General features: G+C 61.2%; 20 protein-coding genes. 4 read left to right on the top strand and 16 right to left on the bottom strand.

Features of this window, described 5'->3' with window-relative positions:
- Positions 1-127 precede the first annotated feature (127 nt).
- A complete protein-coding gene (locus ACIPZH_RS18395; protein WP_241803647.1) occupies positions 128-1,093 on the top strand; it encodes a LysR substrate-binding domain-containing protein in 966 nt (321 codons plus the stop codon).
- Here ACIPZH_RS18395 and ACIPZH_RS18390 read toward each other — a convergent pair whose 3' ends face one another.
- From ACIPZH_RS18390 to ACIPZH_RS18335, 12 genes are all read right to left on the bottom strand, one after another.
- Positions 1,094-2,755 carry a phosphoethanolamine transferase gene (locus ACIPZH_RS18390; protein ID WP_400637224.1) on the bottom strand — a complete coding sequence of 554 codons (1,662 nt, stop codon included), beginning with the start codon at positions 2,753-2,755 and terminating at the stop codon, positions 1,094-1,096. It lies immediately after the preceding gene.
- 42 nt (positions 2,756-2,797) lie between these two features.
- Positions 2,798-4,216, bottom strand: coding sequence for an undecaprenyl-phosphate glucose phosphotransferase (locus ACIPZH_RS18385; RefSeq protein WP_400637223.1), 1,419 nt, complete (start codon positions 4,214-4,216; stop codon positions 2,798-2,800).
- Positions 4,217-4,386: 170 nt separating this feature from the next.
- Positions 4,387-5,136: a WecB/TagA/CpsF family glycosyltransferase gene (locus tag ACIPZH_RS18380; RefSeq protein WP_267816380.1), complete on the bottom strand. Its 750-nt coding sequence runs from the start codon at positions 5,134-5,136 to the stop codon at positions 4,387-4,389.
- A complete protein-coding gene (locus ACIPZH_RS18375) occupies positions 5,137-6,324 on the bottom strand; it encodes a glycosyltransferase family 2 protein (protein WP_400637222.1) in 1,188 nt (395 codons plus the stop codon).
- Positions 6,321-7,523 (bottom strand): glycosyltransferase family 4 protein, encoded by a 1,203-nt coding sequence (locus tag ACIPZH_RS18370; protein WP_400637221.1) that lies wholly within the window; start codon positions 7,521-7,523, stop codon positions 6,321-6,323. The genes ACIPZH_RS18375 and ACIPZH_RS18370 overlap by 4 nt, the downstream gene beginning before the upstream one ends.
- 79 nt (positions 7,524-7,602) lie before the next feature.
- Positions 7,603-8,559 (bottom strand): VirK/YbjX family protein, encoded by a 957-nt coding sequence (locus ACIPZH_RS18365; protein ID WP_400637219.1) that lies wholly within the window; start codon positions 8,557-8,559, stop codon positions 7,603-7,605.
- Between the two features lie 10 nt (positions 8,560-8,569).
- On the bottom strand, positions 8,570-9,544 hold the full coding sequence (locus ACIPZH_RS18360; RefSeq protein WP_400637217.1) for a glycosyltransferase: 975 nt from the start codon (positions 9,542-9,544) through the stop codon (positions 8,570-8,572).
- Between the two features lie 61 nt (positions 9,545-9,605).
- On the bottom strand, positions 9,606-10,130 hold the full coding sequence (locus ACIPZH_RS18355) for a serine O-acetyltransferase (RefSeq protein ID WP_400637215.1): 525 nt from the start codon (positions 10,128-10,130) through the stop codon (positions 9,606-9,608).
- An 8-nt stretch (positions 10,131-10,138) separates the two neighbouring features.
- On the bottom strand, positions 10,139-11,095 hold the full coding sequence (locus tag ACIPZH_RS18350) for a glycosyltransferase family 2 protein (protein ID WP_400637213.1): 957 nt from the start codon (positions 11,093-11,095) through the stop codon (positions 10,139-10,141).
- Positions 11,088-11,705 carry an acyltransferase gene (locus ACIPZH_RS18345; protein WP_400637212.1) on the bottom strand — a complete coding sequence of 206 codons (618 nt, stop codon included), beginning with the start codon at positions 11,703-11,705 and terminating at the stop codon, positions 11,088-11,090. The genes ACIPZH_RS18350 and ACIPZH_RS18345 overlap by 8 nt, the downstream gene beginning before the upstream one ends.
- Positions 11,706-11,817: 112 nt before the next feature.
- Positions 11,818-13,284 (bottom strand): FAD-dependent oxidoreductase, encoded by a 1,467-nt coding sequence (locus ACIPZH_RS18340; RefSeq protein ID WP_400637210.1) that lies wholly within the window; start codon positions 13,282-13,284, stop codon positions 11,818-11,820.
- 259 nt (positions 13,285-13,543) lie between these two features.
- Positions 13,544-14,920, bottom strand: a complete 1,377-nt coding sequence (locus ACIPZH_RS18335; protein WP_400626455.1) for an oligosaccharide flippase family protein — start codon at positions 14,918-14,920, stop codon at positions 13,544-13,546.
- Positions 14,921-15,014: 94 nt separating this feature from the next.
- On the opposite strand from ACIPZH_RS18335, the gene ACIPZH_RS18330 reads away from it, so the two are divergent.
- The 3 genes from ACIPZH_RS18330 to galE all read left to right on the top strand — a co-directional run bounded on the left by ACIPZH_RS18330 (position 15,015) and on the right by galE (position 20,184).
- Entirely contained in the window at positions 15,015-16,541 is a 1,527-nt protein-coding gene (locus ACIPZH_RS18330; RefSeq protein ID WP_400626457.1) for an O-antigen ligase family protein, read from the top strand.
- A gap of 4 nt (positions 16,542-16,545) precedes the next feature.
- Positions 16,546-19,146, top strand: coding sequence for a glycosyl hydrolase family 5 (locus ACIPZH_RS18325; RefSeq protein WP_400637208.1), 2,601 nt, complete (start codon positions 16,546-16,548; stop codon positions 19,144-19,146).
- 75 nt (positions 19,147-19,221) lie between these two features.
- Positions 19,222-20,184, top strand: coding sequence for a UDP-glucose 4-epimerase GalE (gene galE, locus ACIPZH_RS18320; protein WP_400637207.1), 963 nt, complete (start codon positions 19,222-19,224; stop codon positions 20,182-20,184).
- Positions 20,185-20,256: 72 nt separating this feature from the next.
- Here galE and ACIPZH_RS18315 read toward each other — a convergent pair whose 3' ends face one another.
- The 4 genes from ACIPZH_RS18315 to ACIPZH_RS18300 are packed head-to-tail and all read right to left on the bottom strand — an operon-like array spanning position 20,257 to position 24,363.
- A complete protein-coding gene (locus tag ACIPZH_RS18315) occupies positions 20,257-21,063 on the bottom strand; it encodes a CpsD/CapB family tyrosine-protein kinase (RefSeq protein ID WP_241803674.1) in 807 nt (268 codons plus the stop codon).
- Between the two features lie 12 nt (positions 21,064-21,075).
- Entirely contained in the window at positions 21,076-22,644 is a 1,569-nt protein-coding gene (locus ACIPZH_RS18310; protein WP_400637206.1) for a GumC family protein, read from the bottom strand.
- 20 nt (positions 22,645-22,664) lie between these two features.
- Positions 22,665-23,780, bottom strand: coding sequence for a hypothetical protein (locus ACIPZH_RS18305; protein WP_400637204.1), 1,116 nt, complete (start codon positions 23,778-23,780; stop codon positions 22,665-22,667).
- A 25-nt stretch (positions 23,781-23,805) separates the two neighbouring features.
- The gene (locus ACIPZH_RS18300; RefSeq protein ID WP_241803679.1) at positions 23,806-24,363 is read right to left on the bottom strand and encodes a polysaccharide biosynthesis/export family protein; all 558 of its coding nucleotides are present in this window, start codon (positions 24,361-24,363) and stop codon (positions 23,806-23,808) included.
- Between the last annotated feature and the right edge of the window lie 75 nt (positions 24,364-24,438).

Below are 24,438 nucleotides of genomic sequence, written 5' to 3'. Positions count from 1 at the left end.
GGGCTGAAACACCGTTACGCGGCTGTCTGGATAAATTGAACGCTACTGCGAAGTTGGGCGATACTGCCGCGCTCATCTGTTGATGACCAACGAAGCTTTCTAAGCAAGCCTTTAGCAGAGCTAAACGATGCGACGACAAATGAACGGCCAGATGTTCGTCTGGCTGCATGTTTTTTCCTGTGCAGCCCGGCACCTCTCCTTCACCCGGTGCGCCGAGGAATTGCACATCACCCCCGGCGCGGTCAGCCAGCAGATGCGCCAACTGGAAGAGCGCCTTGGTTACCGCCTGTTCCTGCGGCGTGCGCGCGGGGTTGAGCTGAGCGCCGAGGGACAGCGCCTGGCGCAGACCGTGGCCGAGGCCTACGGCAGCATCGAAGCCGAACTGCTGCGCCTGGATGCAGGCGAAATCCGCGGCACCTTGCGCGTACGCTCGATTCCCTCGTTCCTGGCCAAGTGGCTGACACCGCGCCTGCCGCGCTTTCAGCAGCGGTATCCGGATATCGAGTTGCGTCTGGTGGCCGAAGACAGCGCGCAGGCGCTGAACCCAGGCGACTTCGACCTGGCCATTGACCTGAATGATGGCAGCTACCCGGGCATGCTCTCGACGCCGCTGCTGGATGAACAGGTCTTCCCCGTCTGCTCGCCAGCCCTGCTGCGCGGCCGCCCGCCCTTGCACGGGCCTGCGGACCTTGCCCACTATCCCCTGCTGCACGACATCACCGCCTGGCGCGGCAGTTCGGATTTTGCCGAATGGGAGTTCTACCTGGAGGGCATCGGTGCGCCAGGGCTGGACGTGCGACGCGGGCATACCTTCAACCGCAATCACTTGACGATCGAAGCGGCGATCGCCGGGATCGGCGTGGCCATAGCCCGCCGCACCTTGCTCAATGATGAGCTTGAACGGGGCGCATTGATCGTGCCGTTCGGTGTGCCGATCGCCAACCACAAGCGCTATGTGGTGCATTACCCGCCAGGCGGGCTGAACCAGCCGGGCGCTCGTGCGGTGCACGACTGGCTGGTGGAAGAGGCCAACAGCTTTCGCATGCAGCACCCTGTTCAAGCACGTGACGTGACCACCCGCACACCCGCGTGATCATTCCACTGCAACGCGCTTCACATCGAAATCAAACGAGGGAACGTACTCACCGGCCAGCACATGTGGGCATTTGGACGGGACGAAGTTGTCGCTCAACAGGTCTTGGGCGCTGTCATAACCCGGCATGGAAATGCCCGTGATGTTCAACAACGTATGGGCAAGGGAGGAAATGCTGACGGTCTGCCCTTCCCGCTGTTTGAGTTTGTGCAGCACGTGCGCCTGCCGCTGCAGCAGGCTGCCGGAAGCCCAGATGAACGCGGCCACCGAAAGGTCATACTCATTGCCCATGCCATGGCCCAACAGACCGCGGCTGTCATCCAGCAAATTCTCGCCATGGTCAGACGAATAGACCAACAACGCCTTGCGCTGGCTGCTTTTGAGTTGATCGATGATACGGCCCAACAGCCAGTCGGTGTACAGGATCGAGTTATCGTAATCTGCGGTGATCCGGTCCTTCGCGCTGTCGCTCGCCGGCTTGAACTTGCCGAACTCGCGTGGGTAGCGGCGGGCATAATCGAAATGGCTGCCCTTGATATGAATGAAGATGGCCTGTTTCTGCCTGCCGCCCTGCCGGATGATGTCTTCGTAGGCTTGCATCAAGGCGCCATCGTAGCTGCGCTCAAAGTATTGGCGGCTCTGTGCCTCAGCAGCAATCTGCGGAATGATCCCGCCAAAACTGTCAACTTCCTGGGAAGACAGCCAGTACGTTCTGTAGCCGGCAGCGCGATAGATGCCAACCAGGGATTTGGTCGAGGCGATCAGGTCCCAGTGCTTGATCGGCGCCAGGCTGAGCAATGAAGGCACGGCGACCGATGTATACGGCGCCGTGGTGCACATGCTGTCGAACTTGAACACCCCCGCCTCTTTGTCGAGGTTCGGCGTGGTGGGTTGGTGGTAACCATACAGCGACCAGTTGTGTGGCCGTGAGGACTCGCCGATGACGAACACGAGGGTCTCGACATCAGCGGCGTCCGACACTGCAGTTATCTTCACCTCGGACTCCAGGCGCTGTTTGATATAGCGCTTGGACTCGGCATACAACGTGACCGTCAAGCCGATTTGCGACAAATAACCTACCGGGGTACTTTGATCCTTGGCTGCCAGGTCCAGGACTGCACTCTTGCCCAGCGAATTGAGTTTGACGGTTTTGTAGAAATAGGCGCCATACCCGACCAACAAGGCACTTATCGTCAAGCCAAAAATCGCCTTGTTCTTGTAAAACGTGCGCCGGTACAAGCCAGCCAAGCCAACGCCATAACACAGCACGAATACCAGCAGTACCGCACTGATCGAATGCCAGTAGGTACTGAGAAAATCAGTCGCCTCTTTGTAATTGGTCAGCCCGATAAAAAGATAGGCTGCCGTCAAGCGCGAACCAAAGTTCAGAACCAGGAACAGATCGACACTGGCCGCCAGATAAAATGGCAACAACAGCAGATGCACCTTGAATTGATTGGCTGAAACGAACCGCGTGGCCAGCAGCCATAACACTGAAATGGCCAGTGTGTAGATGACCAGCAAATCCATTTTCGAGCAATTGCACTCGACCAACAGCTTGACGAACAACGGCGACAGCAGAAACGCCCATAACAGAAAAATCGGCCACTCGGCCTTCGCTACCCTCGACACAACCCCGCCCAGCCAAGACAACCTGTTCATGGATCCCTGCCCCTTTGGATGGCGCGTGGTCGAGTAGCGGCTTCAGTAGGCCTGCTTGCCGGTAAAGGCATTGAGCGTTCGAACCAGAATCACGAAGTCGAGCCAGAGCGACCAGTTATTGATGTACTCGATGTCCGAGTTCACCCGCTGGATCATCTGTTCGATGTCCTTGGTTTCCCCCCGGTAGCCACGCACCTGTGCCAGGCCTGTCATGCCGGGCTTGATATTGTGGCGGGCGAAGTAGTCGACGATGTCCTGGGAGTACAACGTATCGTGTTGCAGCGCATGCGGGCGTGGACCCACCAGCGACATCTCGCCCGTCAATACATTGAACAGCTGCGGCAACTCATCCAGGCTGGTGCGCCGGATGAAGGCGCCGACCCGGGTGAGCCTTGGGTCATTCTTCTGCGCCTGCTGGACCACACCAGCGTCGGGTTGGTGGACGCGCATGCTGCGAAACTTCCAGATGCGAAACGACTCCCCCGTCCACCCGGTACGTTCCTGGCGGAAAAACACCGGCCCCGGGCTATCGAACTTGATGATCGCGGCCACCACCAGCAGTACCGGCGAGGCACACAGCAGAATGAACGCAGCCAGCACGCGGTCTTCCAGGTTCTTCAGGAACAGGCTCATGCCGGTGAGCGGGGTTTCCGACAACGTCAATACCGGGATACCGGCAATTTCACGGACGCTGTGGTTGATCAGGCGCAGCGAGAAGATATCGGGCACCCAGTTGACCGCAATGCACTTGTCCAAGAGTTTCAGATAGACATCGTTGATCAGCTCAGAGCCGCCCAGCGGCGTCACCAGATAGACCGTGCGGATCGCGTGCTTGGCGATGAGATCGTCCAGGTCGGTAATACGGCCCAATACAGGCAGGCGCAACTTTGCATCGGCCGTGTCCGGCCCATCGAGTTGCTCATCGATCAGCACACAACCGACCACCCGCTCACCGAACCAGGGATTGTTACTGATTTTCTGGTAGAGGAAGTTCGCCAGATCGCCCCCGCCGATAATCAACGCGTTGTCCTGGCGAGCATGGGCAGTGAAGCGCTTTTGCAGTTCGCGCACCACAATATGCAGGAGCAACTGGGCGATGTAACCAAACACAAACAACTGCACCACCAACAGCCGCGAATAGGTTTCACTCTGTTTGGTGAGAAACGCGATAACCACTAAGAAACAAAACGTGGCAGACCACGCCTTGAACAACCGGAAGGCTTTGACGGACAGGCCAACGTTACTACGATAAATGGCATAGTGATCATAAATGACGGCCAGCGCACCTATCAGCAGCAACAGCATGATCACGTAGTCTGAAGTAATATACCCAAACTGGTCATAGATCAGATACCACGCAACACTGGTGACGGCGATGCCATCGAGGCCGGCCTGAATGGCGTTACTCACACTACTTCTTCGCTGCAGCAAAGAACGGCTGCTTCTAGGCTCGAATACCATTATGAGGCCTCTTTTTATGTGCGTGACCCACCTGTTGCCATTACACCCGTGCGATACAACCAACCTTAGATCCAACACCAGATCAGTCAAAAAAGCTGCGACGACCCCCTCGCCGCTTGATATCACTGTAGCAGTACCCAGCAGGGAGTGCGGGGCTCAATCCGCCTCGCTCACGGCCCTGTCAGGGTCGCTTTGCCGAACAGCAACGCCCGCAGCAGGAACAGCGGATTGCCGACCACATAGCGCACGAACAGCCGCTTGGGCTCCCTGCTCAGCCTGTATACCCATTCGCCGCCCAAGCGGCGTAACCAGTCCGGCGCCCGGGTGACCTTGCCGCCCATGAAATCCAGGATCGCTCCGCCACAGACGATCAGGCAGGGCCTGCCCAATTCAGCCAGGCGCGCTGCGACGTTCTCCTGCTTGGGCATGCCCATGCCCAGCACGATCAGTTCCGGCTGCTGCTGCCGCGCCAGGTCGATGTAGGTGTCGATACTGGCAAAGCCGTCATGCAGCGACACGACGTTTACCCCGTAAAGCGCTTCGGCCTGGTCGGCGGCCCGGCTCAGGTACGGCTCCTGGGTGCCCCAGAACGCTACCCGCCTGCCGTTGAACGCAGCCAGCAACTCGGGAATGAAATCGGTGCCGTTCATGTTCAGCCCGGGCGCCAGCCCCAGGCGCCGATACAGTATCGCGATGCCCGACCCGTCGCGCAGCAGCACGTCCGCTGCCGCCAGCGCGGTGCAGTAGTCGGCGTTGGCAGCCACCAGGTTCATGGCATGGGCATTGACGAAGCCCAACACCGTGGCCGTGCGCGGCGCGCTCAGTGCCTGCAGCACCTGCTGCTCATCAGCGGCGTCGTCGACCACGCGCAGCTTGTCGATGATCGTCTTCCAGCGTCGCACCCAGGGCCATGCGTCCATTCAGCTGTCATCCCGTTTCGAGCGCACCCATTCAACCTGGCGCTTGAGCAGAAAACCGAGGTACAGGGGAACCTTCTTCGCCGCGTAGAACGGCGCATACAGCAATACGGAAAACGGGATCACCTCACGCGAGAAGCGCCACCAGGCCAACACCACCGCGGCCAGCAACAGCGCAAGGTTGATGGTGGCAAGCACTGCCGGCAGTACAATGCCGAAGACCGCAAATGCCAGCCATGCCACGCTGAACACCACCACCATGGCCAAGGCCAGCAGCGCCAAGGGCGGTACCAGCAGGTCCACGGCCATGGCCAGCAAAGGCCAGTTACCCTGCGCCAGCGAGCGGCGGATCAACCCGGGGCCCTCCGTCAGCAGCAACCCCAAGTGGCCATGCTCCCAGCGGGTGCGTTGGCTGTTCAGGCCTTCCTGGCTGGTCGGGAACTGGCTGGTGACAGTGGCCGCCGGGCAGAACAGCGGGGGTTTGCCATCGCGGCACAGCTCCAGGCCCAGCTTGATGTCTTCGACCAGGTGGCCGGTCGCCAGGTTGGCCGCTGTGACGTCCTGCCAACTGAACGCCATGCCCGCCCCCATCAACTGGCACGGCAAGCCTGCCCGAGCCCATCCACGCGGGCGCACCAGATTTTTCACGCGCCAGGCGAATTCGGCGACCTGCACTTTCAGCCCGGCGCCTGCAGGTGCATGCATCAGGTACAAAGACTGCACCGGCCGGCCAGACTCGATGCAACTGTGCGCCAGGCGCTCGACGGCACCGGCGCTTACCTGGCAATCGGCGTCGATGATCAGCACCACCTGCGGCGGGTTGTGCGCCAGATGCCGTACGCCGTAGTCCAGCGCATAGCCTTTGCCACGCAGGTGCGGGTCCTGACGCTCGATCACCTGCGCGCCGGCAGCCCGCGCCAATGCGGCGGTATCGTCGCTGCAGTTGTCCGCCACCACCAGCAACTGGTCGCCCTCGCGCAATTGCCCGGCGATGCTTGCCAGTGCAGACGCGATGACCAGCGCCTCGTTGTGCGCCGGTACCAACACCGCCACCCGTGGCCGTGCGCCCTTGAGCTGTGGCACCGGCCGCGCCGGCAGGCAAGCCAACAGCACCTGGACCAACAGCACCAGCACCGGCAGCAGCACAAGCAATGCCACGATGCCTAACAGCCAACTCAATAAAGTAATCATGCAATTGCCTTGAAATAGCGAACCAGCCTGGCCGCTTCGGAATCGATATCGTGACGCTGGAGCACGCGCTCGTAGGCAGCCTGGCCCATCTGCTGCAGGACTTGGGCAGGCTGCGCCAGGCAATCCGCCATGGCCTCGGCCAACGCTTGCACTTCGCCTGCCGGGAACAGCCAACCGTTTTCCCCTTGCCGAACCAGCTCGGGGATGCCCGCGACAAAGGTCGTCAATACCGGACGACGCAAGGCCATGGCCTCCATGAGGACCACAGGCAGCCCTTCGGCAAAACTCGGCAGCACCAGCGCGCGGGCAGCTAGGATTTCTTCCCGGACCTGGGCGCTGCTGATCCAGCCAGTGACGCGCACCTGGCCCTGCAAACCATGGCGGGCGATCAACGCGTCGATCTGCTCACGCATTTCACCGTCGCCGGCCAGCACCAGTTCGAATGCCACCCCGTCAGCCAACAGGCGCCGGGCGGCTTCAAGCAGCAGCAGCTGGCCCTTCTGCTCGCACAGGCGCCCTACGCAAACCAGCCGCGGCGCTGCCGGGGGCGCGATGGCCGGGCCTTCATGGAAACTGCGCTCCAGGCCGCAATGCACCACCTTCACCTTGACCCAGTGCTCATGGGCCACCCAGCGAAACAACTGGCTGCGCCCGTACGAGCTCACCGCAGCGACGAATGCGGCGCGGCGCACCTTCTCTGCCATGTGCAGGAATTGCGGCTTGTCGAACTCCTCCGGCCCGTGCACGGTGAAGCTGTAGCGGGGGCCACCGAGGGTGTTGGCCAGCATGACCACCTCGGTGGAATTGGTGCCGAAATGCGCGTGCACGTGCTCAGCAGCAGCGCTTTTCAGCCACTGCACGACACGGCACGCTTCAGCCAGATAGACCAGGTGATAAGGCCAGGCTCGATCGGCGCGCAACCCCATGCTCAACGCCAGGCGCAACGCTGAAAGGAAACGCCGCGGCTCGGCGCGCGCTACCTGCAGCATCGGTTTGAGCAGGCTTTTGAGGCCCCCTTGCAGCACGTAGCGGGTCTTGCCCCGCTCGGCGATATCTTCATCGTCCTGCAACTCGGCGTCCCAACCCCGCAGGGCGATGCGTTGAACCTCCATGCCTTGACGTTCGAGCGCCAGAATTTCGCGACGAATGAAGCTGTGACTGACCTTGGGATACTGATTGATGAAATAAGCAATGCGCATACGCCCCCAAATCGAAATCCGTTTACTGATAGGGTCGGGCCGCTTCGGCGACGCCCTGACCTTTACCTCATGCTGTGGCTCACTGACTACAGGCTAGCTGAGGATGCAACGGCAGCGCTGTTTGCGCGGTGGTGCCGGGCAGTGCTGCTTCTATCTTGGCGAAAACGTCGTCCAGTAGCGCGTTGCGTCGTCTGTACATGGCGCGCTTCTTCGGCGCGATGTCCTCCAGATTACGCTTGGCAGGCGCCAGGGGGAGCTCGAAGAAGTCCTCACGCAGCGACGCCTCGGCACCGCTCTCCTGCCATATCACATCATAGTTGGCTGCCAGGTCCTGAGCCTTATCAACCCCGAAATAGGGGTGGCGGTGGTGCCGGCACTGATCACCGACAGCATGGATGCGCGCGACCCCGACCGTTCTGGCCAGGCACTTGAGGGCTTCGAGCAGAAAGCTTCGGGGGCGCAACCCTTCGAAATCCTTGGTCAGGTCGCGGTAGATGTTCAGGGAGGTTTCGCTGTCGATGCCTTTATGAATACCTTGCACGGCGCCAATGAACAGGCACAACTCGCCCTCTGTGCGGCACAGGGTGAACGCCAACGACGCCACGCGCAGGTCAGCCTGGAACAGGTTGATCACCAATTCCCCCTCACGCTTGAACCAGATCGGCCGATCCAGCACCAGAGCGCAATCCTTGGAGTAGGCCGATAGGTCACAGACCACTCGGCGTTCCTCGCGCCCCAACAGCAACAGTGCCGGCAACTGGCTGACGACCACCTCATAGTGAGAAGCCACCACATCGAGCCGCTCACGGGCATCCCAGCATTTGCTGATGTATGGCCACTGCACCACCCCGATGCAGTCCACGCCTAGCCTGGCAAAGCGCTCGTTGCCCAGCGCAGCGGACATGCGCTGCATGAAGGTGCGCAAGTCCGGCCACTGCCTGATCATGGCTGCGCCCAGCTTGTACTTGTTGTTGAGCGCCCGCAGCGAGTAGCCCGGTTGCAAGGTGAGGACGCTTTTGGCTAACGATCCGAGCATCTTAGGCATCTCATTTGTACTCGATCAACGCCGGGTTGCCGGCCGTGTACCTGTTCAGCACAAACTTCATCTGGCCCATCATCTCCGGGAATTTGCCCAGCACCAGAAAGGCCGCCTGCACTGCGTTTTCACGCGCCGACCTGCCGCCACGGCGCGCCAGGCGCAGCATCTGCAAGGGGTAGACCAGCAGCAACCACAGTGCCCACGGGCCCGCCAAGACGCTTGCCAGTGCAACCAGCAGTGGAATGCCCAGGCCCCACAACCAGGCACGGCGTGACTCTCGCAGCCAATGCCGTTCCGGGGGCGCCCCATGCAGGCAGGCACCCTCGGCATAGGCGTAGCCTGCGCGTACGCTGCGCCGCCACCACTGGCCGAAGCGTGTCATGGCGGCATCGTGCAACGTCATTTCAGCAGCCAGGCGCCAGACCTTCCACCCCGCCGCCCTGAGCCGCACGCACAGCTCGGGCTCCTCCCCGGCGATCAGCGCCGAGCGATAGCCAGCGACGGCCACGAAGGCATCCACACGCATCAGCGCATCACCGCCACAGGCCTTGGTTTCACCCACCGGGGTGTCCCACTCCAGGTCACACAGCCAGTTGTAGACCGAGTGCTGGGGAAAGCGCTCGCGGCGCCGCCCACACACCACCGCCACCTGCGGGTGGGCGTCGAGAAAGGCTTGCGCCGTGGCGAGCCAGCCGGCATCCACTTCGCAATCGCCATCGACGAACTGCACGAGGCGCACGGCAGGCAGGGCCCTTTGCAGGCAGGCGAAGCCCTCGTTGCGTGCACGCGCGGCCGTGAAAGGTCTGCTCATGTCCAACGTCAGCACCTCGACACCCAGGGCCGATGCCCGTTGCACGGAACCATCCGTGGAACCTGAGTCGACGTACACCACCTTGTCCGCACGACCTGCCAACGACGCCAGGCAGCGCTCCAGACGAAGGCCTTCGTTACGGCCGATAACCACTACGCCAATGCCTGTCACCCTGGACCTCACTCGCAACGCTTGATGAAACCACCCCGTGTACGGTCAGCCATTGCCTGGTTCATGTGAACTCCATCGCTTCGCTGGGTTTTCTCGCCTTGATGGTCGCGGGTACGCCCACGGCCAGTGAGTTGTCCGGCACATCGATCAGCACCACCGCGTTGGAGCCGATCGCGACGTTGTTGCCGATGCGGATGTTGCCCAGCACCTTGGCCCCGGCGCCGATATCGACGTTGTTGCCAAAGGTGGGTGCGATCGGTTCATTGACGTTCTTCAGGCCGACCACCACACCGTTGCGGATCCGGCAGTCATCGCCGAATCGCGCATAGCCGCTGATGACGATGCCGCCGAAATGATCGATGACGAAATTGCGGCCGATCACCACTTCACACGGCAATTCGACGCCGGTGATGATCTGCACGAATTTGAACAGCACCTTGTAGACAAACGACAGCAGCTTGCGCAGAAGCGCCGGCCGCACCCCGTAGCGCCAACGGCCAAAGCGATAGACCACCAGGACCCAGAAGCCCTGGGCACCCCAATCTCCACCGTGTGCACGCAAGTCCGCGCGGATGTTCTGGAACATGGCTTCACCTACCGTGTGGGTTGGCTGGCAAACTGGGTCCTGAGCAACAGCGACCAGGTGGCGCGCGTGTGCAGCCAACAGGCCTTTATCGCGCCCCAGCCTCGCCCCTTGAGCAGTGCCTTGAGCGCCAGCACCAGGTCACCCAGGCTCACCAGCACCATGTGCAGGGTCAGGCCCGGCACGCCATGGTGCTTGCGAAAGTACAGCAGCTCGCTCTCGATCTGGTAGCTGGAGATCTGCCGGCTCGCAGCCTCCAGCTCGGCGACCGACTTGGAGCTCTCCCCGCCGATGTGCACGACGGTGGTATGCGGGTAGAACACCACCTTCCAACCGGCATCCTTGACCCGCTTGCAATGGTCGACCTCCTCGTAATAAAGGAAGTAGCGCGGGTCGAACAGGCCCACTTGATCGAGCACTTCACGACGCACCAGGTAGAAACAGCCCGGCAACCAGTCGCATTCACGCACCGAGGCATGGTCCCAGGTCATCTCGTCGACCATCTTCACCCCGGGGAAAAAGCGCCCCAGCCCGGTACGCGCGACAAATACATTCAAGGGCGTGGGGAAGTACCTGCAACTGGGCTGCAGATCACCGTCGCGCCCCACCAGGCGCACGCCCAGCACGCCGCAGTCCGGGTGCGCGTCCATGTAATCGATGGTTTTCTGCAGGCTGTCGGCAGCGACGAAAGCGTCGGTGTTGAGCAGCAGCGCGTACTTGCCCTGCAGGTGCGCCAGCAACTGGTTGTTGGCGCGGCCAAAACCGACATTGTGCGTGTTGCTCAGCAGCACAGCTTCGGGGCAGACCTCGGCCAGGCGCTGCACCGAATCGTCGACGGATGCGTTGTCCACTACCAGATAGCTGGCCAACCGTTCACTGCCGGCTTGGCGCAGCGCATCGAACATCGGCTGCAACAACGATGCGGTATTGAAATTGACGACCATCACATCGACGGGTTTTCTATCCATTGCTGCCGTCTCCGAAGAAGTACTCGCTGCGTTGGCGCGCCAGTGCAGGTTCTACCGTCGGGTCGTAAGCGCCTTTGCGCTGCTTGACCGTTTCGATCCAGGGGTAGGCATTGCAGCGCGCTTCGACCCGGGTGATCAGCTCTTCAGTGGTGCAGATGACTTTGGCCGGGTTACCGCCGACCACCGTGCCAGGCGGTACATCCTTGGTGACGACTGCCCCGGCGGCAACCACCGAGTCAGGCCCGATGGTCACGCGCGGCATGACGATCGCGCCATGCCCGACGAAGCAGTTGTCCTTGATGTCGATGTAGCCGACCGAATCCAGTTGCTTGCCGTAACAGATCTCGATCAGCGCCACCACACCATCGTGGCCGATCAAGGTACAGTCCGACAGGCCCACATTGCTGCCGATACGCACCAGCGTGGGGTCGGTTACATTGCAGCCGCAGTTGATATAGACATTGCTGCCCACCGAGTGGAATTTGCCCCACCGTGCCAGGTAGGTGCCCCACTCCAAAGGAGTTGGGTTGCAGAATTTCTTGTAAGCCGAACCTCCCCGTCCTGTTGAGTAGACATACTGCGTCATGGCATTGCGAATCCATCCAATCATTCTGCTACCCTCGCACTTCAAGCGGTCCTGGACTGTCCCTGAGGCGAACCGGTCTCATTCTTGTTCATGCTGACCCTTTCGCACTCAACCCTTCCCCTCATTGCTCATCCGTTCAAGCCATCGCGCCACTGGCCGCCCTCATTTTCGCATCGAGGTGGTCGGCCAATCTGAGGGCGAATTGCAACAGCGGCATCGTCGGGTTCGAGGCGCCGCCCGTAGCAAAAATGCTGCTGCCCGCTACATAGAGGTTTTCACTGCCGAACACCTTGCAGTCGGCGTCGACCACGCCGAACTCGGGGGATGCCGCCATGCGTGTCGTGCCCATGTGATGGGCATGGGGCGACAGTTTCAAGGGCAGTTCGGTGTCATAGACGTAATCGTTGAGCTTGATAAAGCCGAGCCCCGCCTGGGCGAACTGCTTGGCCAGTTCAGCGCCGATGCACTTGATGGTATGCCTGTCGGTGGCACTGAGCACCCAATTGACATTGACCTTGGCAACGCCCAGTTCGTCTTTTTCGTCGAGCAGCGATATGCGGCTTTGCGCATCCGGAAACTGCTCGATCATCGTGGTCAGCACGCCATCGCCGGGGCAGCTGAACTTGGCGACGAACTCGATCTTGCTGGCCAGCCCCATCTGACACGCCAGGTTTTCCAGAAAGTATTTGACCTCAGCCGTTCTACCGTAGGTCTGCACATCGGCCAGTACCGTGGCAGAGACATTGCCCTTGCCGGCCTGGTACTCAGCGACGAATGCATCGGTGGTGTAATACTGGCGTTGCTCGGTGCCCACGCCATCTTTGAGAATGAAGGTGCCCAGGTCGATGTTCAGGTGTTCCATCAGGCAACGTCCGGTCAGGCCTTCTTTTTTCACGACGCCCGCCTTCACAAGCGAAGCGCTGTTGAGCAATTGCCTGGCGTTCTCGATCGCCCCCATCGCCAGAACGAACTGATTGGCCACGACACGCTCGCGCTGTTTGTCGTAATCGCACACAACCGCTGCCTGCAACTGCCCAGAGGCCTGATCGAATTCGAGGTCGACACAATTGCAGTTGATGAACACTTCCAGCCCAGGCGTTTCAGTGAGCGCCGACGCATACTTTTGCGCGAACCGTGTTGGCGGGCTCAGCAGAAAACAATCAGCGTCGAATTCGCCCCCGTTCAGGCCGGTGTTCTCGGGCTTGAAATCAGCCCCGTGCGGCAAGTCGACGATCGCCATGGCCGCCGGCAGGTAGTGCTCGATCTGCGCATAATCGATCGGCCAGCCCGGAAGGCCCACCGGCGGTGCTACGGCAAAATCCGAAGGCGTGAACGGGCGACAACGGCCTGCCCAATGATTGGAGGTGCCGCCCAGGTAACGCAGGCGCGTCTGTTCGGCATAAAGCTCAAGGCCGGTCGAGCTGCAGGCGTAGAGGTTCTGCGAGCGTGGTTCATACTCATGCCCTCCCCCTTCGAGCAGCGCCACGCTCCACCCCGCCTGCGCCAGTTGCAGGGCCAGGGTGATGCCGGCCGGGCCGGCACCGATGATGCACACGTCGTAGGCCTTGCGCAGGGTCTTCTCAGCCTGGAAGTCCTTGATCATGCTCGACTGTCCTTGAAGTATTCGCTAGGCAAGACCCACCCGTTGATCACGACGAACCCGCCCTTTTGCGCAGGTTCGCGCGCAACCCGGGCGCCGATACCGAAAACGGCCACGCCGGCCCCCAGCAATACCCCATTGCGAAGAAAGCCGCGACGACCCAATTGCCGATCAAGAAACTGTAGCTTCCCCATGATCACAAGACCTATGCCGTTGGTTTTATCTAGCCCGGTTTCTTATTGAGCAGCCTGCCGGGAAGGCTTCAGAGCCATTCGAAAAAGCGCGTGATCAGCAACCCACACGCTGCACCGACCGCCAACATCGGTAGCACTACCAGTTCACGCTTGAAACTCCAGATATTCAGCTTGGCATTGACATAGACAATCAGTACCAGCGTCGGGAAGGTATGCAGAGCGGCACCCCAAATGGCGTACTTCACTCCGCCCATGAACAGCAACAACGGTATCAGTGTCCACAACGAGACGAGCCGGATGATGTTGTCCATGGCCTGGTACTTGGTATGGCCCAAGGCTATCCACAACTGATGTGCCAAGGTATAGCGCAAGGTGAAGAACGACAGCGACAGAATAGCCAGCATTGGGCCTGCGCCGGCATAGCGATCATCGTACATCCAGCCGATCAGCAGTGGGCTGGCGGTCAGGAAGCCGCCACACAGGAACAGCATGACCAGATCGACCAGCAGCCTGAAGTGGAAGTAGAGTTTTTTCAGCCGCGCATGGTCACCTTCCCTGGCCGCCTCGCTGAAGGCCGGAAGCGCCACTGACGCAACCAGTTTGAGCAAGCCGGTCTGGATCGACCCCAGAATCAGCACGGCAATGGAATACACCCCAAGCTGCGCCACCGTCATCGTGCCGCCGAACCAGATGCGGTCGCCATACATCGCCAGCACCCCGACCATCGAAGACAGCAGTATCCAGCGGCCGAACACGATCAGTTCGGTCAGCGCTGCACGGTCCCATTGCAGCCGGTTCTGCGGGCCTTGCAAGGCGAAGTGGCCCAGCAGCGTGCCAACCAGTGCCGAGGCCAGCCCGGCGATCACCAGAGACCAGATGGACCGGGTGAAATACCCGATGACCAGCATCGTGATCAACCCGACGACCTGCGAGGCGAGTTCTATCAGCACCACGCGCTTTTGCTGGAAGGCGCGTACCGCGACGTCTATCTTGGTGGACTGGAACCCCCAAATGATCGCTGAAATGCCGGTCACCGCCAGCACCAGCGGTAGCTCTGGGGCAGCGTAGGTGGAATGCGCCGGCCACAGATCGGCCACTTGCGCCCACCAGGCGCCGAGGGCCAACAGCAGCGTCAGCGTGAACAGCGTGAAGCCGCGCACGATCTGCACCGTCCAGGCGGTGTTGAGGAACAAGGGGTCGTCGCCGCGGTGGCTTTGAATGATGTTCTGCCGCAGGCCGACATCGGACAGCAGGTGCAACAGCACAGAAACGGTCGTGGCAATGACCATGACCCCGAACATTTCCGGCAGCAGTATCCGCGCCATGATCAGGTTGCCGCCCAGGCGCAGCACCTGCGAGGCCACCAGCGAGACCAGGTTCCATGCGCCTGCGCCCATGGCACGCTTGCGCAGACTGGCAGGTGCTTGCACATCAATCGACGGCATGAGTTGAATCTCTGACTGAATGGCTAGAAGTCACTATAGTTTCAATTAGCCATGATGCTAGTGCCCATCCACCCAGGGACAGGTGAACTCTCCCATGCCCGAACATTTACGTGCGCTGATCGTCATTTTGTTCCTGGCTTGCGTGGTGTTCTTTCTCGCGCGCAGCCCGGCGACGGACCTGATTGCCGAGGGCGATTTCAAGCGCCGCCGCAACCTGTGGTTCGCCTTGACACTGGTGGCCTTCTTCGCGCACAGCTACTGGATCTACACCGCCGTTGCCGCCGTCATCCTGCTCACGGCCAGGCGCCGGGAGCGCAACCCCATGGCGCTGTTCTTCCTGTTGCTGTTCGTCATCCCGCCCGCTTCGAAAGAAGTGCCCGGGTTTGGCGTGGTCAACTACCTGATCGAGCTGAACCATCAACGCATCCTGACCCTGTGCGTGTTGCTTCCCGCCGCACTGGTGCTGAGCAAGCAGAGCGGCACGCTGCGTTTCGGCCGCCTGTGGGCCGACAAGCTGCTGGCCGCCAGCCTGTTGCTGATGGGGCTGCTGTACCTGCGCGAGACCACGATTACCGATACCCTGCGCCAGGCGGTGTACCTGTATGTCGACGTGTTCCTGCCCTACTACGTCGCCAGCCGTGGGCTGAGAGAGCTCAGTGACTTCAAGGACGCGATGCTGGCCTTTGTCATTGCGGCAATGGTCCTGTCGCTGCTGGCGGTGGCTGAGTACGCCCGCCACTGGCTGCTGTACAACGCCCTGCTCGATGCCCTGGGTGTGGAATGGAGCATGAAGGGCTACCTGAGCCGGGGCGGTTCCTTGCGTGCCAGCGTCACCGCCGGCCAGGCCATTGCCCTGGGCTATGTGATTACGGTTGCGATTGGCCTGTTCCTGTTCGTGCAGGGCTTTGTGCGCAGCCAGTTGCAACGCAACCTTGGGGCCTTGCTGCTGGCCGCCGGCCTGTTTGCCCCCCTGTCTCGCGGCCCCTGGGTGGGCGCGGCAGTGATGATTGTCGTGTATATCGCCATGGGCAAGCGTGCGGTCACGCGCCTGTCCCTGCTCGCCCTGGCAGGGGTGCTGAGCATTCCAGTGCTGACCGTCGTGCCTGGCGGCGACAAGATCCTCGACCTGCTGCCGTTCATCGGCAGCGTGGACAATGAGAACATCACCTACCGCGAGCGTTTGCTCGACAATTCGTGGATCGTCATTCAGCGCTACCCGTTGTTTGGTTCGTTCGATTTCCGCAACACGCCGGAAATGCAATCGATGATCCAGGGCGAAGGCATCATCGACATCGTCAACACCTACATCGGCCTGGCGCTGAGGATCGGCCTGGTTGGGCTGGGGCTGTTCGTAGGGTTCTTCGCCTGCGTGCTGATGGGCATCAACAAGAGCATGCGCACCTTCCCCGACAGGAATGATCCTTACCGTCAGCTCGGCCGGGTGCTGTTGGCGACATTGCTGGGCATTCTGGTAACCATTTTCACGGTCAGCAGCATCACGGTCATCCCGGTGGTGTACTGGTCGATTGCCGGGCTCGGCATCGCCTACATCCAGATGGTACGCAGGCACGCTTTTGCCGATGCCGAACACCCAGCCAACGCCACCCTGCAACCGAGGTAGTTCAATGACCGGCACTTCATTCTGCCCCTTGGCCCGGGCAACGGCACTGGTTGGCCTGCTGATGCTGCCGCTGGCCGGCATGGCGTCGGACTGGGTTGTCAGTGTCGACGAACAGAACGGCCTGCCCACCCTGACGCGCGGCGGCGGCCCGGCCTTTGTCTCAAGCTTCGACTTCTGGGGGCCAGACTGGAGCTGGACGGGCTTCTACCCCACACTCAAGGTTCAGGGACCTTACCGCTACACCCTGACGGGGCGGAACAAGGACCTTGATTTCGACCTCAAGGCCGATATCCAGAAGGACCAGGAGCAAACCTTGACCTGGCACTTCGACCTGCAGGCACAGAGCAAGCAAGACGATGTCATGGGCGGTGGCATCGTCTGGCGCTTCGACCCCGCGCTGATCGCCGGGGAAATGGGCGATCCGGTGCTGTTGCCCGGCAACCGTGGCTGGGCCTGGGGCAAGAACAGCGAAGGCCCGCACGTGGAAATGCGCTTCGATCCCCCGTTGGCCAAGGTCTACTTCGAGCGCGGCGACACCAGCCAGGTGCGAACCTTTTTCTACACCGACCCGATTCTGCCTGGCCGCCAACAGATCGAGGCGGCGCTGACCGTGACCGGGGACGTCGCCATCGGCCCCACGCCCAGCGAACGCTTCGGCCTGGCCGACCCCACGCAATGGCCGGACGACCAGCTGGACTGGCGCACGTCACCGGTGGACCTTTCGTTTCTCAACGCCGGGGAAAAACCAGCCGGCAAGCGTGGTTTCGTCAAAGCTTCGGGTGAACGACTGGTGTTTGCCGACAACACTCCGGCGCGTTTCTGGGGCACCAACCTGTCGGCCTATGCGCTGTTCAAAACGCCGGACGATGAAATCAAGGCGCAGGCCAAGCGGCTGTCGGCACTGGGGTTCAACCTGGTACGGCTGCACCACCATGACTCGCCGTGGGTGAGCCCGAACATCTTCGGCGACCTCACGCAGATCAAGAACACCGAGCAACTGGACGCCGAATCGCTGAGGAAGATCGACTGGTGGATCAAATGCCTCAAGGACGAAGGCGTGTATGTCTGGCTCGACATGAACGTCTCGCGCATCCTGACCGCCAACGACAACATCTACGCCTTCGATGAGCTGCCCAAAGAGCAAGGCGTCGCTGGCGTGAAGGGCTATGCCTACGTCAACGTCACCATTGCCCAGGCCATGAAGCGCTTCGCCGAACGCTACATGACCCACGTCAACCGCTATACCGGGCTTGCCTACAAGGACGACCCGGCCATCGCGGCCATTTTGCTCACCAACGAAAACGACATCACCCAGCACTTTGGCAACGCGCTGTTGCCGGACAAAGGCGTGCCCCGCCACAGCCGGCTGTACATGGACCAAGCCAAGGCGTTCGCCAGCCGCCAGGACCTGCCGGCGGATAAGACCTGGCGCGCCTGGGAGCACGGGCCCTCGAAGCTGTTCCTCAACGACCTGGAACACCGGGTCTTCGCCGACATGATCACTGACCTGCGCCACATCGGGGTCAAGGTCCCCATCTCCACCACCAGCACCTGGGGCGGCAACGGCTTGTCCTCGCTGCCGTCGCTGACCACCGGTGACGTGATCGATGCCCATAGCTATGGCGGCATCGGGCAGCTGGAGAAAAACCCGTTGACCAGCGATGGCTTGATCAACTGGCTCGGCGCCGCTCAGGTGGTGGGCCTGCCGATGACGGTCACTGAGTGGAACGCCGAACCCTTCCCGCTGCCTGATCGCCACTCGTTGCCGCTGTATGTGGCTGCCACGGCCAGCCACCAGGGCTGGGACGCCATCATGCAGTACGCCTACAGCCAGCAGGCCTTTTTCAGCCAGTGGCGCCGCGCAGACAACTGGAATGCCTACAACGACCCGGCGCTGATGGCTACCCTGCCCGCCGCCGCCCTGCTCTACCGCCGCGAGGACGTGCAGCTGGCGACAACCCGCTACGTCTTCGCACCCACTGCAGAGACCTTGTTCAACAGGGCGATCACACCCACTACCTCGGTGCTGCTGCGCACCGCCATGGAAAAGGGCCAACTGCAGATCGCCATGCCCCAAACGGCGCAACTGCCGTGGCTGCAGGCCAGTACCATTCCCGCCGATGCGCAGGTACTGCACGACCCGGACCAGTCACTGCTCGATGCCAACGCCCGCGAGTCGGTCACCGACACCGGGCAACTGCGGCGCAACTGGCAACGGGGCGTGTACACCATCGACACGCCCTCGACCCAGGCCGCGACCGGCTGGCTGGGTGGCCAGGCCATGGACCTTGGCGACATCCAGCTGCAGCTGAAAACCGCGTATGCCAGCGTGGTAGTACAAAGCCTCGATACCAAGCCGTTGAACCAGTCGCGCAGCCTGCTGATTTCACTGGGTACCCGTGCCGTGCCCCGGCCCGACGACATGACCCCGTTTCACGTCGAGCCGCTCGAAGGCACCCTGAGCGTCAAGGCACCAGCAGGCTTGAAACTCTACGGCCGCACGCCCGACGGCCAGGAGCAGGTGCTGGCGTCGAGCTACGAACAGGGGCGTTACATCATCCGTTTCAATGGCCGCAGCATGGCCAACTGGCTTTTCTTGAAATAGGGCATATCGCCATCTAGAGTCAATTCAGACCTGTATTCCAGGCATTCGACGCTGCTTCTGTTCCAGGAGGATTGGATGAAGTACTTGGTTGTCGGGGGTTCAGGCTACATCGGCTCACACATGGTCAAGCACCTGTTGGCCGCCGGGCATGAAGTGGTGGTAGCGGATACCGTGGCCACCGGCCCCGCTATCGAATGGGTCGAGCTGGATATCGCAGATACGCACGCGCTCGATGCCCTGTTCGACGACTGCCACTTCGATGCGGTTTTCCATTTTGCCTCGTTCATCCAGGTGGCCGAGTCGGTCAGCGACCCGTGCAAGTATTACCAGAACAACGTCGCTGCCACGCTGACCCTGCTCGATGCCATGGTGCGAGCGGGGATCGAGCACCTGGTGTTCTCCTCTACGGCAGCCGTTTACGGCGACCCACAGTACATCCCCATCGATGAGCAGCACCCCAAGGTGCCGATCAACCCCTACGGGCGCAGCAAGTGGATGGTGGAGCAGATCCTTCAGGACTTCGACCGCGCCTACGGGTTGCGCTCGGTGTGCCTGCGTTACTTCAATGCGGCGGGCGCCGACCCGGAAGGTTTGCTGGGCGAATGCCACGAACCGGAAACCCACCTGATCCCGTTGATCCTGCAGGCGGCCTCTGGCCGGCGCGAAGCGATCACTGTGTTCGGCCATGATTACGACACCCCCGACGGCAGCTGTATCCGTGATTACGTGCATGTGGCCGACCTGGCGTCGGCACACGCGCTGGCGGTGGATTACCTGTTGGCCGGTGGCGCAAGCACGGCGTTCAACCTGGGCAATGGCCTTGGGTTTTCGGTGCAGGAGGTGATCGACACCGCCCGGGTCGTGACCGGGCGGCAGATCAACGTGGTCGAGGCAGCCCGCCGCGATGGCGACCCCGCCAGGCTGGTGGCGGACGCTGCACGGGCCAGGGGGGTGCTGGGATGGCAACCACGCTTCGATTCACTGGAGCAGATCGTGCGGCACGCCTGGGAATGGGAGCTTCAATACCCCTGGCAATGAGGTGAGCGCAACGGCAAGCGCAAGCAAGGAGCAAGCCTGGTCAGCCAGCTCCTTGCTTCAGCAATCAAAGGCTCAGTAGTAAGGCCGCGGTTGCTCATCCGCCTTGTTCAATACCGCCCCGATCAGGTTCGCTGTCGCCAGATGATGCAGGCAATCTTCGATGTCCTTCTTGCTGTTCACCCCGTTGGCCACCACCAGCAGCACACAGTCGAACTTCGGCAAGACGGTCAATGCATCGTCGGAACTCAACAGCGGTGGCAGATCGAAAATGCAGATGCGCGAGTCGTAGCGGTCGCGCAGGTCGCTGATCAGGCTGTTGACCTTGGGCGATGACAACATCTCGGTGGACATCGGTATCGGTTCGCGCGTCGGCAACACCACGAACCGCGGCAAGGTCGGGTTGACCAGAACCTCTTCCAGCCAGGCCTCGCCTTTGAGGAGCTCGTTCAGCGCTTTGTCCATGGGCAGGCCAAGGCTGCTGCCAACCCTCGGTCGGCGCAGGTCGAAGTCCACCAGCAATGCGGTCTTGGTGGTGTGGTGGGCGATGCTCATGGCCAGGTTGACAGCCAGCACCGTCTTGCCCGCCTCGGGTGTCGGTGACGTGATCGCCAACGTCCGCCAGCCGTTTTCTTCCATGGCCTGCAACACTTGCGTGCGCAGCAGGTCGATGGCCCCGCTCATGTTCGAGTTCTTGTTGTAGGAGACGATCCGGTTGCGTTCCAGGTGCTCCGCCCGCAGCGGCACCACCTTGGTCTGCACGTAGTCGAATTGCCCCAAGGCTTCGGGCTGCTGCGGCACGAGCGGCGCCTTTGGCGTTTCAGCGGGAGAGGGAGAAACCTGATGAATGTTCTTTCCGATAGCCGGCGTAATTCTGTCCATCGCTGCGCTTCCCTATTCAAACCGAGCCATAGCTTTAAACAGCAAGAGGTCCAGTGGCATGTAGAACACATGGACGACCACCATCAGCATAGCAATCAGTAACAACCCGGCGATGGCCAGCAGCACCCGCCACTTGCGGCGCCTGGCTACATCGGCCTGGGTGGAAATGTACGGCACGGCCACCAGCACGCGCTTGCCCAGCACGCTTTCCAGGGCACCGACACCCCGGATACGCTGGTTGAGCATTTCCAACAGCATCACCAGCCCGCCACCCACTGCCGGCGCCAACACCAGGCCCAATGCGACAATTTTCTTGCGGTTGGGCTTGACCGGTTTTTCCGGCATCAAAGGCGGCTCCAGCAGCACGAAGCGCTCGGCCTTGTTTTCCTGCTCCAGGCTTTCGGTGATCTTCGCGCCCATTTCCTTGTTGCGGATTTCCTCGTACTTCTTGCGCGCGTTGTCATGGTCACGCATCAGCGTGACCAAGCCGCGCTCCACCTGCGGAGCCTCGAGAATATCGGCCTCATAGCCTTCCATCTTGGCCGTCAGCTGCCGTTTCTGTTCAGCAAGCGATGCGATGCGCGACTGAGTAGCCGCCATTTTGGTGCGTACCCTGGCAGCATCGAGATTCATGGCCGCCGCAGCGGCGATCCCCTTCTCGCCCGACGCCTTGAGCAGGTCGATCTTGCGTTTGACGGCCACCACATCGGGGTGCGCCGGGGTGTACCTGGTCAACAGCCGGGCATACTCAGCCTTGAGGCTGGCCAGGTCCTGGGGTTGGTCCGCCGCGGCAGGCCTGCCGCCAGCCGCCTGCGCGGGCACCCCCGCATTGGCGGCCGCCAGTTCCAGCTCCAGGTAACGCAGCTCTTCCTGGGCGGCCTTGTAGTCACGATCGACCTCGCGGAACTCCAGCTCCGAGCGCGACAACATGCTCATGCGCAACTGCTGGTTCTCAGGCAAGGCATTGGCGTGCGCCTGCTTGAAATCCGCCAGCTTGTTCTCGAGTGCAGCCAACTCGGCGCCCAGCTTGTTCGCCTCTTGGGTAAGGAATTCGGTGGTCTCGGTTGCCCGTTCGGTGCGCTGCTTCATGTTTTCGTTGAGAAACAGCGTCACCAGTTCGTCGGCCACTTCCTTGGCAACTTCAGGGCGCTTGTCCTCGTACGAAACCGTGAACGCGACCGTTGCCTCGCCGCGGCCTTTGACATAGGTACTGAGCGTGGCCACGGCGATCGCGCTGCGCATCTGCTCGATCTTGTCGGTTTCACTGAAGCGCCTGCCCTTGTCAGCGAACAGGTTGTACTTGTCGATGATCTTCAGCAGGTTTTCGCGGGTCATGACGCGCTGACGAATGACCTCGATACGCTCATCGGCAAAACTGTTGTTGTTGGCCGAGACCAGCTCCGGGGAAATCTGCTGCGACTCCACCAGGATGGTGCCGGTCGACTGGTAAAGGGGCGGCACCGTGACGGCCACCCCGATGGTTGCCGCAATCACGACCACGATGCTCACCCCCAGCAACAAGGCGCGGTCCTTGATGATGGCGATGTAATCTTTAAGGGAAAGCTCGTAGTCCGATTTCATGGTGGCCACCCGTGCGAGAGTCAGATGTCGGGATATCTGTACGTCAACGTCAATCCGGCAATGGTCGCGTCAGCATCGGGCAAGCCGTCTTGCTGGCGCTGCTTGTACATCAACGAAAAACGCAGGTCCCAGGCCGGTGAGAATGCGCGGCTGGCCCACACGCCATAGGTTTGCAAGGTGTTTGGCGACACCCCTTTGCTGTCCTGCCAGGAGGCATCCACACCTACGCGGTCGACCTCGGTGACCAGGTAGCTCCAGCTGCCGCGCACCATGTCGAGCTCGGCAAAGCCGCCCTCGGCGTTGGCTACGGTGCTGCGCTCAGCGCTGAAACTGGCGTCGGCACGTTCACCCCGGTAGAACAGCGACATGCCACCTTCACCACGGCGCCCGCCGCCAGACCCCGTGGTCTTGTTGACGCCGACATGCACCTCGCCTTCGAACCGTTCGGAAAAACGGTGCCTGACGCCGATGTTCGGGCTGTAGCTGTTGGAAGACACTGCGGTGGTATCGTCCTGCGGCTCATAACGCCTGGCGTCGAAACCGGTGATGATGTCGGTGCGCTCACTCCAGGCGTAGGTCCACGTCGATGTGTTGTACAGCTCGTCGTAACCGGTCAGCGAACTGATGTCATAACGGGCATGCGAATAGGTAAGGACGTTGGCCAGCGTGCTGCGCTCGGTCACCGCACTGCTCCAGTTACCCTCGAGCGTGGACATCTTCTGCGTGCCGTCGGTGGTGACCACACCGGTGTCCTGCACCGCACCGGACAGCGTGGAGCTTTCCTCGTAACGCGCCAGCAAACCGAAGCCTCCGGTCTGGGTTTCGCGCTGCCACCCCAGGCTCAACTTGGGGTCTTCTCGGTCATCGACGATCGACCGGTCGGATGAGCGCAGCACGTTGACACCCAGGCCCAGACGCAACTGGTCGCGGTCGAACTGACCGATCAGGCTGTAGTCGGGCGCAATGATGGTACGCGTCACACCTTCCTCCTCGGACGTCAGGAGCAATGGGTTGCTGTCGTACTCGACAGACGTGGGCACCACGACTGAAGACTGCCAAATGGCGGCGTGAACCACCCCAGACAACGGCAACATCATCATTGCCGTTGCAATATGCGTTGGTCTAAAAATAGGCACTAGAGGTTCTTATATATTGGAAGAGTCAAGGTACGACCAGCGTATCGCCAGCCTGAAGTTGGAAGTTGGTGGACATGTCGCGCCCAGAAACCAGATCCTTGTAGCGCACCGGCAATACCTTTTGTGAGGGGCCGCTGCCGCGGATGACCTTGATGGCACTTTCGTCGGCGAATTTGTCCATTCCACCCGACATGCTCAGCGCCTGAAGCACCGCCGTAGGGCCTGCCATGGGCACCGGCCCTGGCTTGATGACTTTGCCTTGCACATACACAAGGTTGCCCGCCGTGCCAGTGACGACGACGCTTACGTTGGGATCGGCCAGGTAGGGTTTCAGGCCGGCGGTGACCTTGGCGGCAACCGCCGTGACGTCCAGGCCGGCCACATCGATACGGCCTGCCAGTGGGAAGGTGATGCTGCCATCGGGCAGTACGACGGTTTCCTGGCGAAGGGTGTCCTCCTGCCAGACCGAAATCAGCACGCGGTCACCGGGGCTGAGCAGATACGCCGAATTGCCTTGATCAGCAACACTGCTGCCGGACCAAGCCACCAATACGCAGAAGATGGAAATCAGCAAACGCGCCATCAGGGATCCCTCCGGCCTTGCGGCCCAGGTTCAAGAGCACTGAATGAGAACGACACAAAACCTCTCGCTCCACTT

It is taken from the genome of Pseudomonas sp. NPDC089758, assembly GCF_044748705.1.
In the GTDB taxonomy this organism is placed as follows: domain Bacteria; phylum Pseudomonadota; class Gammaproteobacteria; order Pseudomonadales; family Pseudomonadaceae; genus Aquipseudomonas; species Aquipseudomonas putida_X.
Note: the sequence above shows the minus strand (reverse complement) of the source record. Positions and strands in the feature narration are given on the sequence as shown.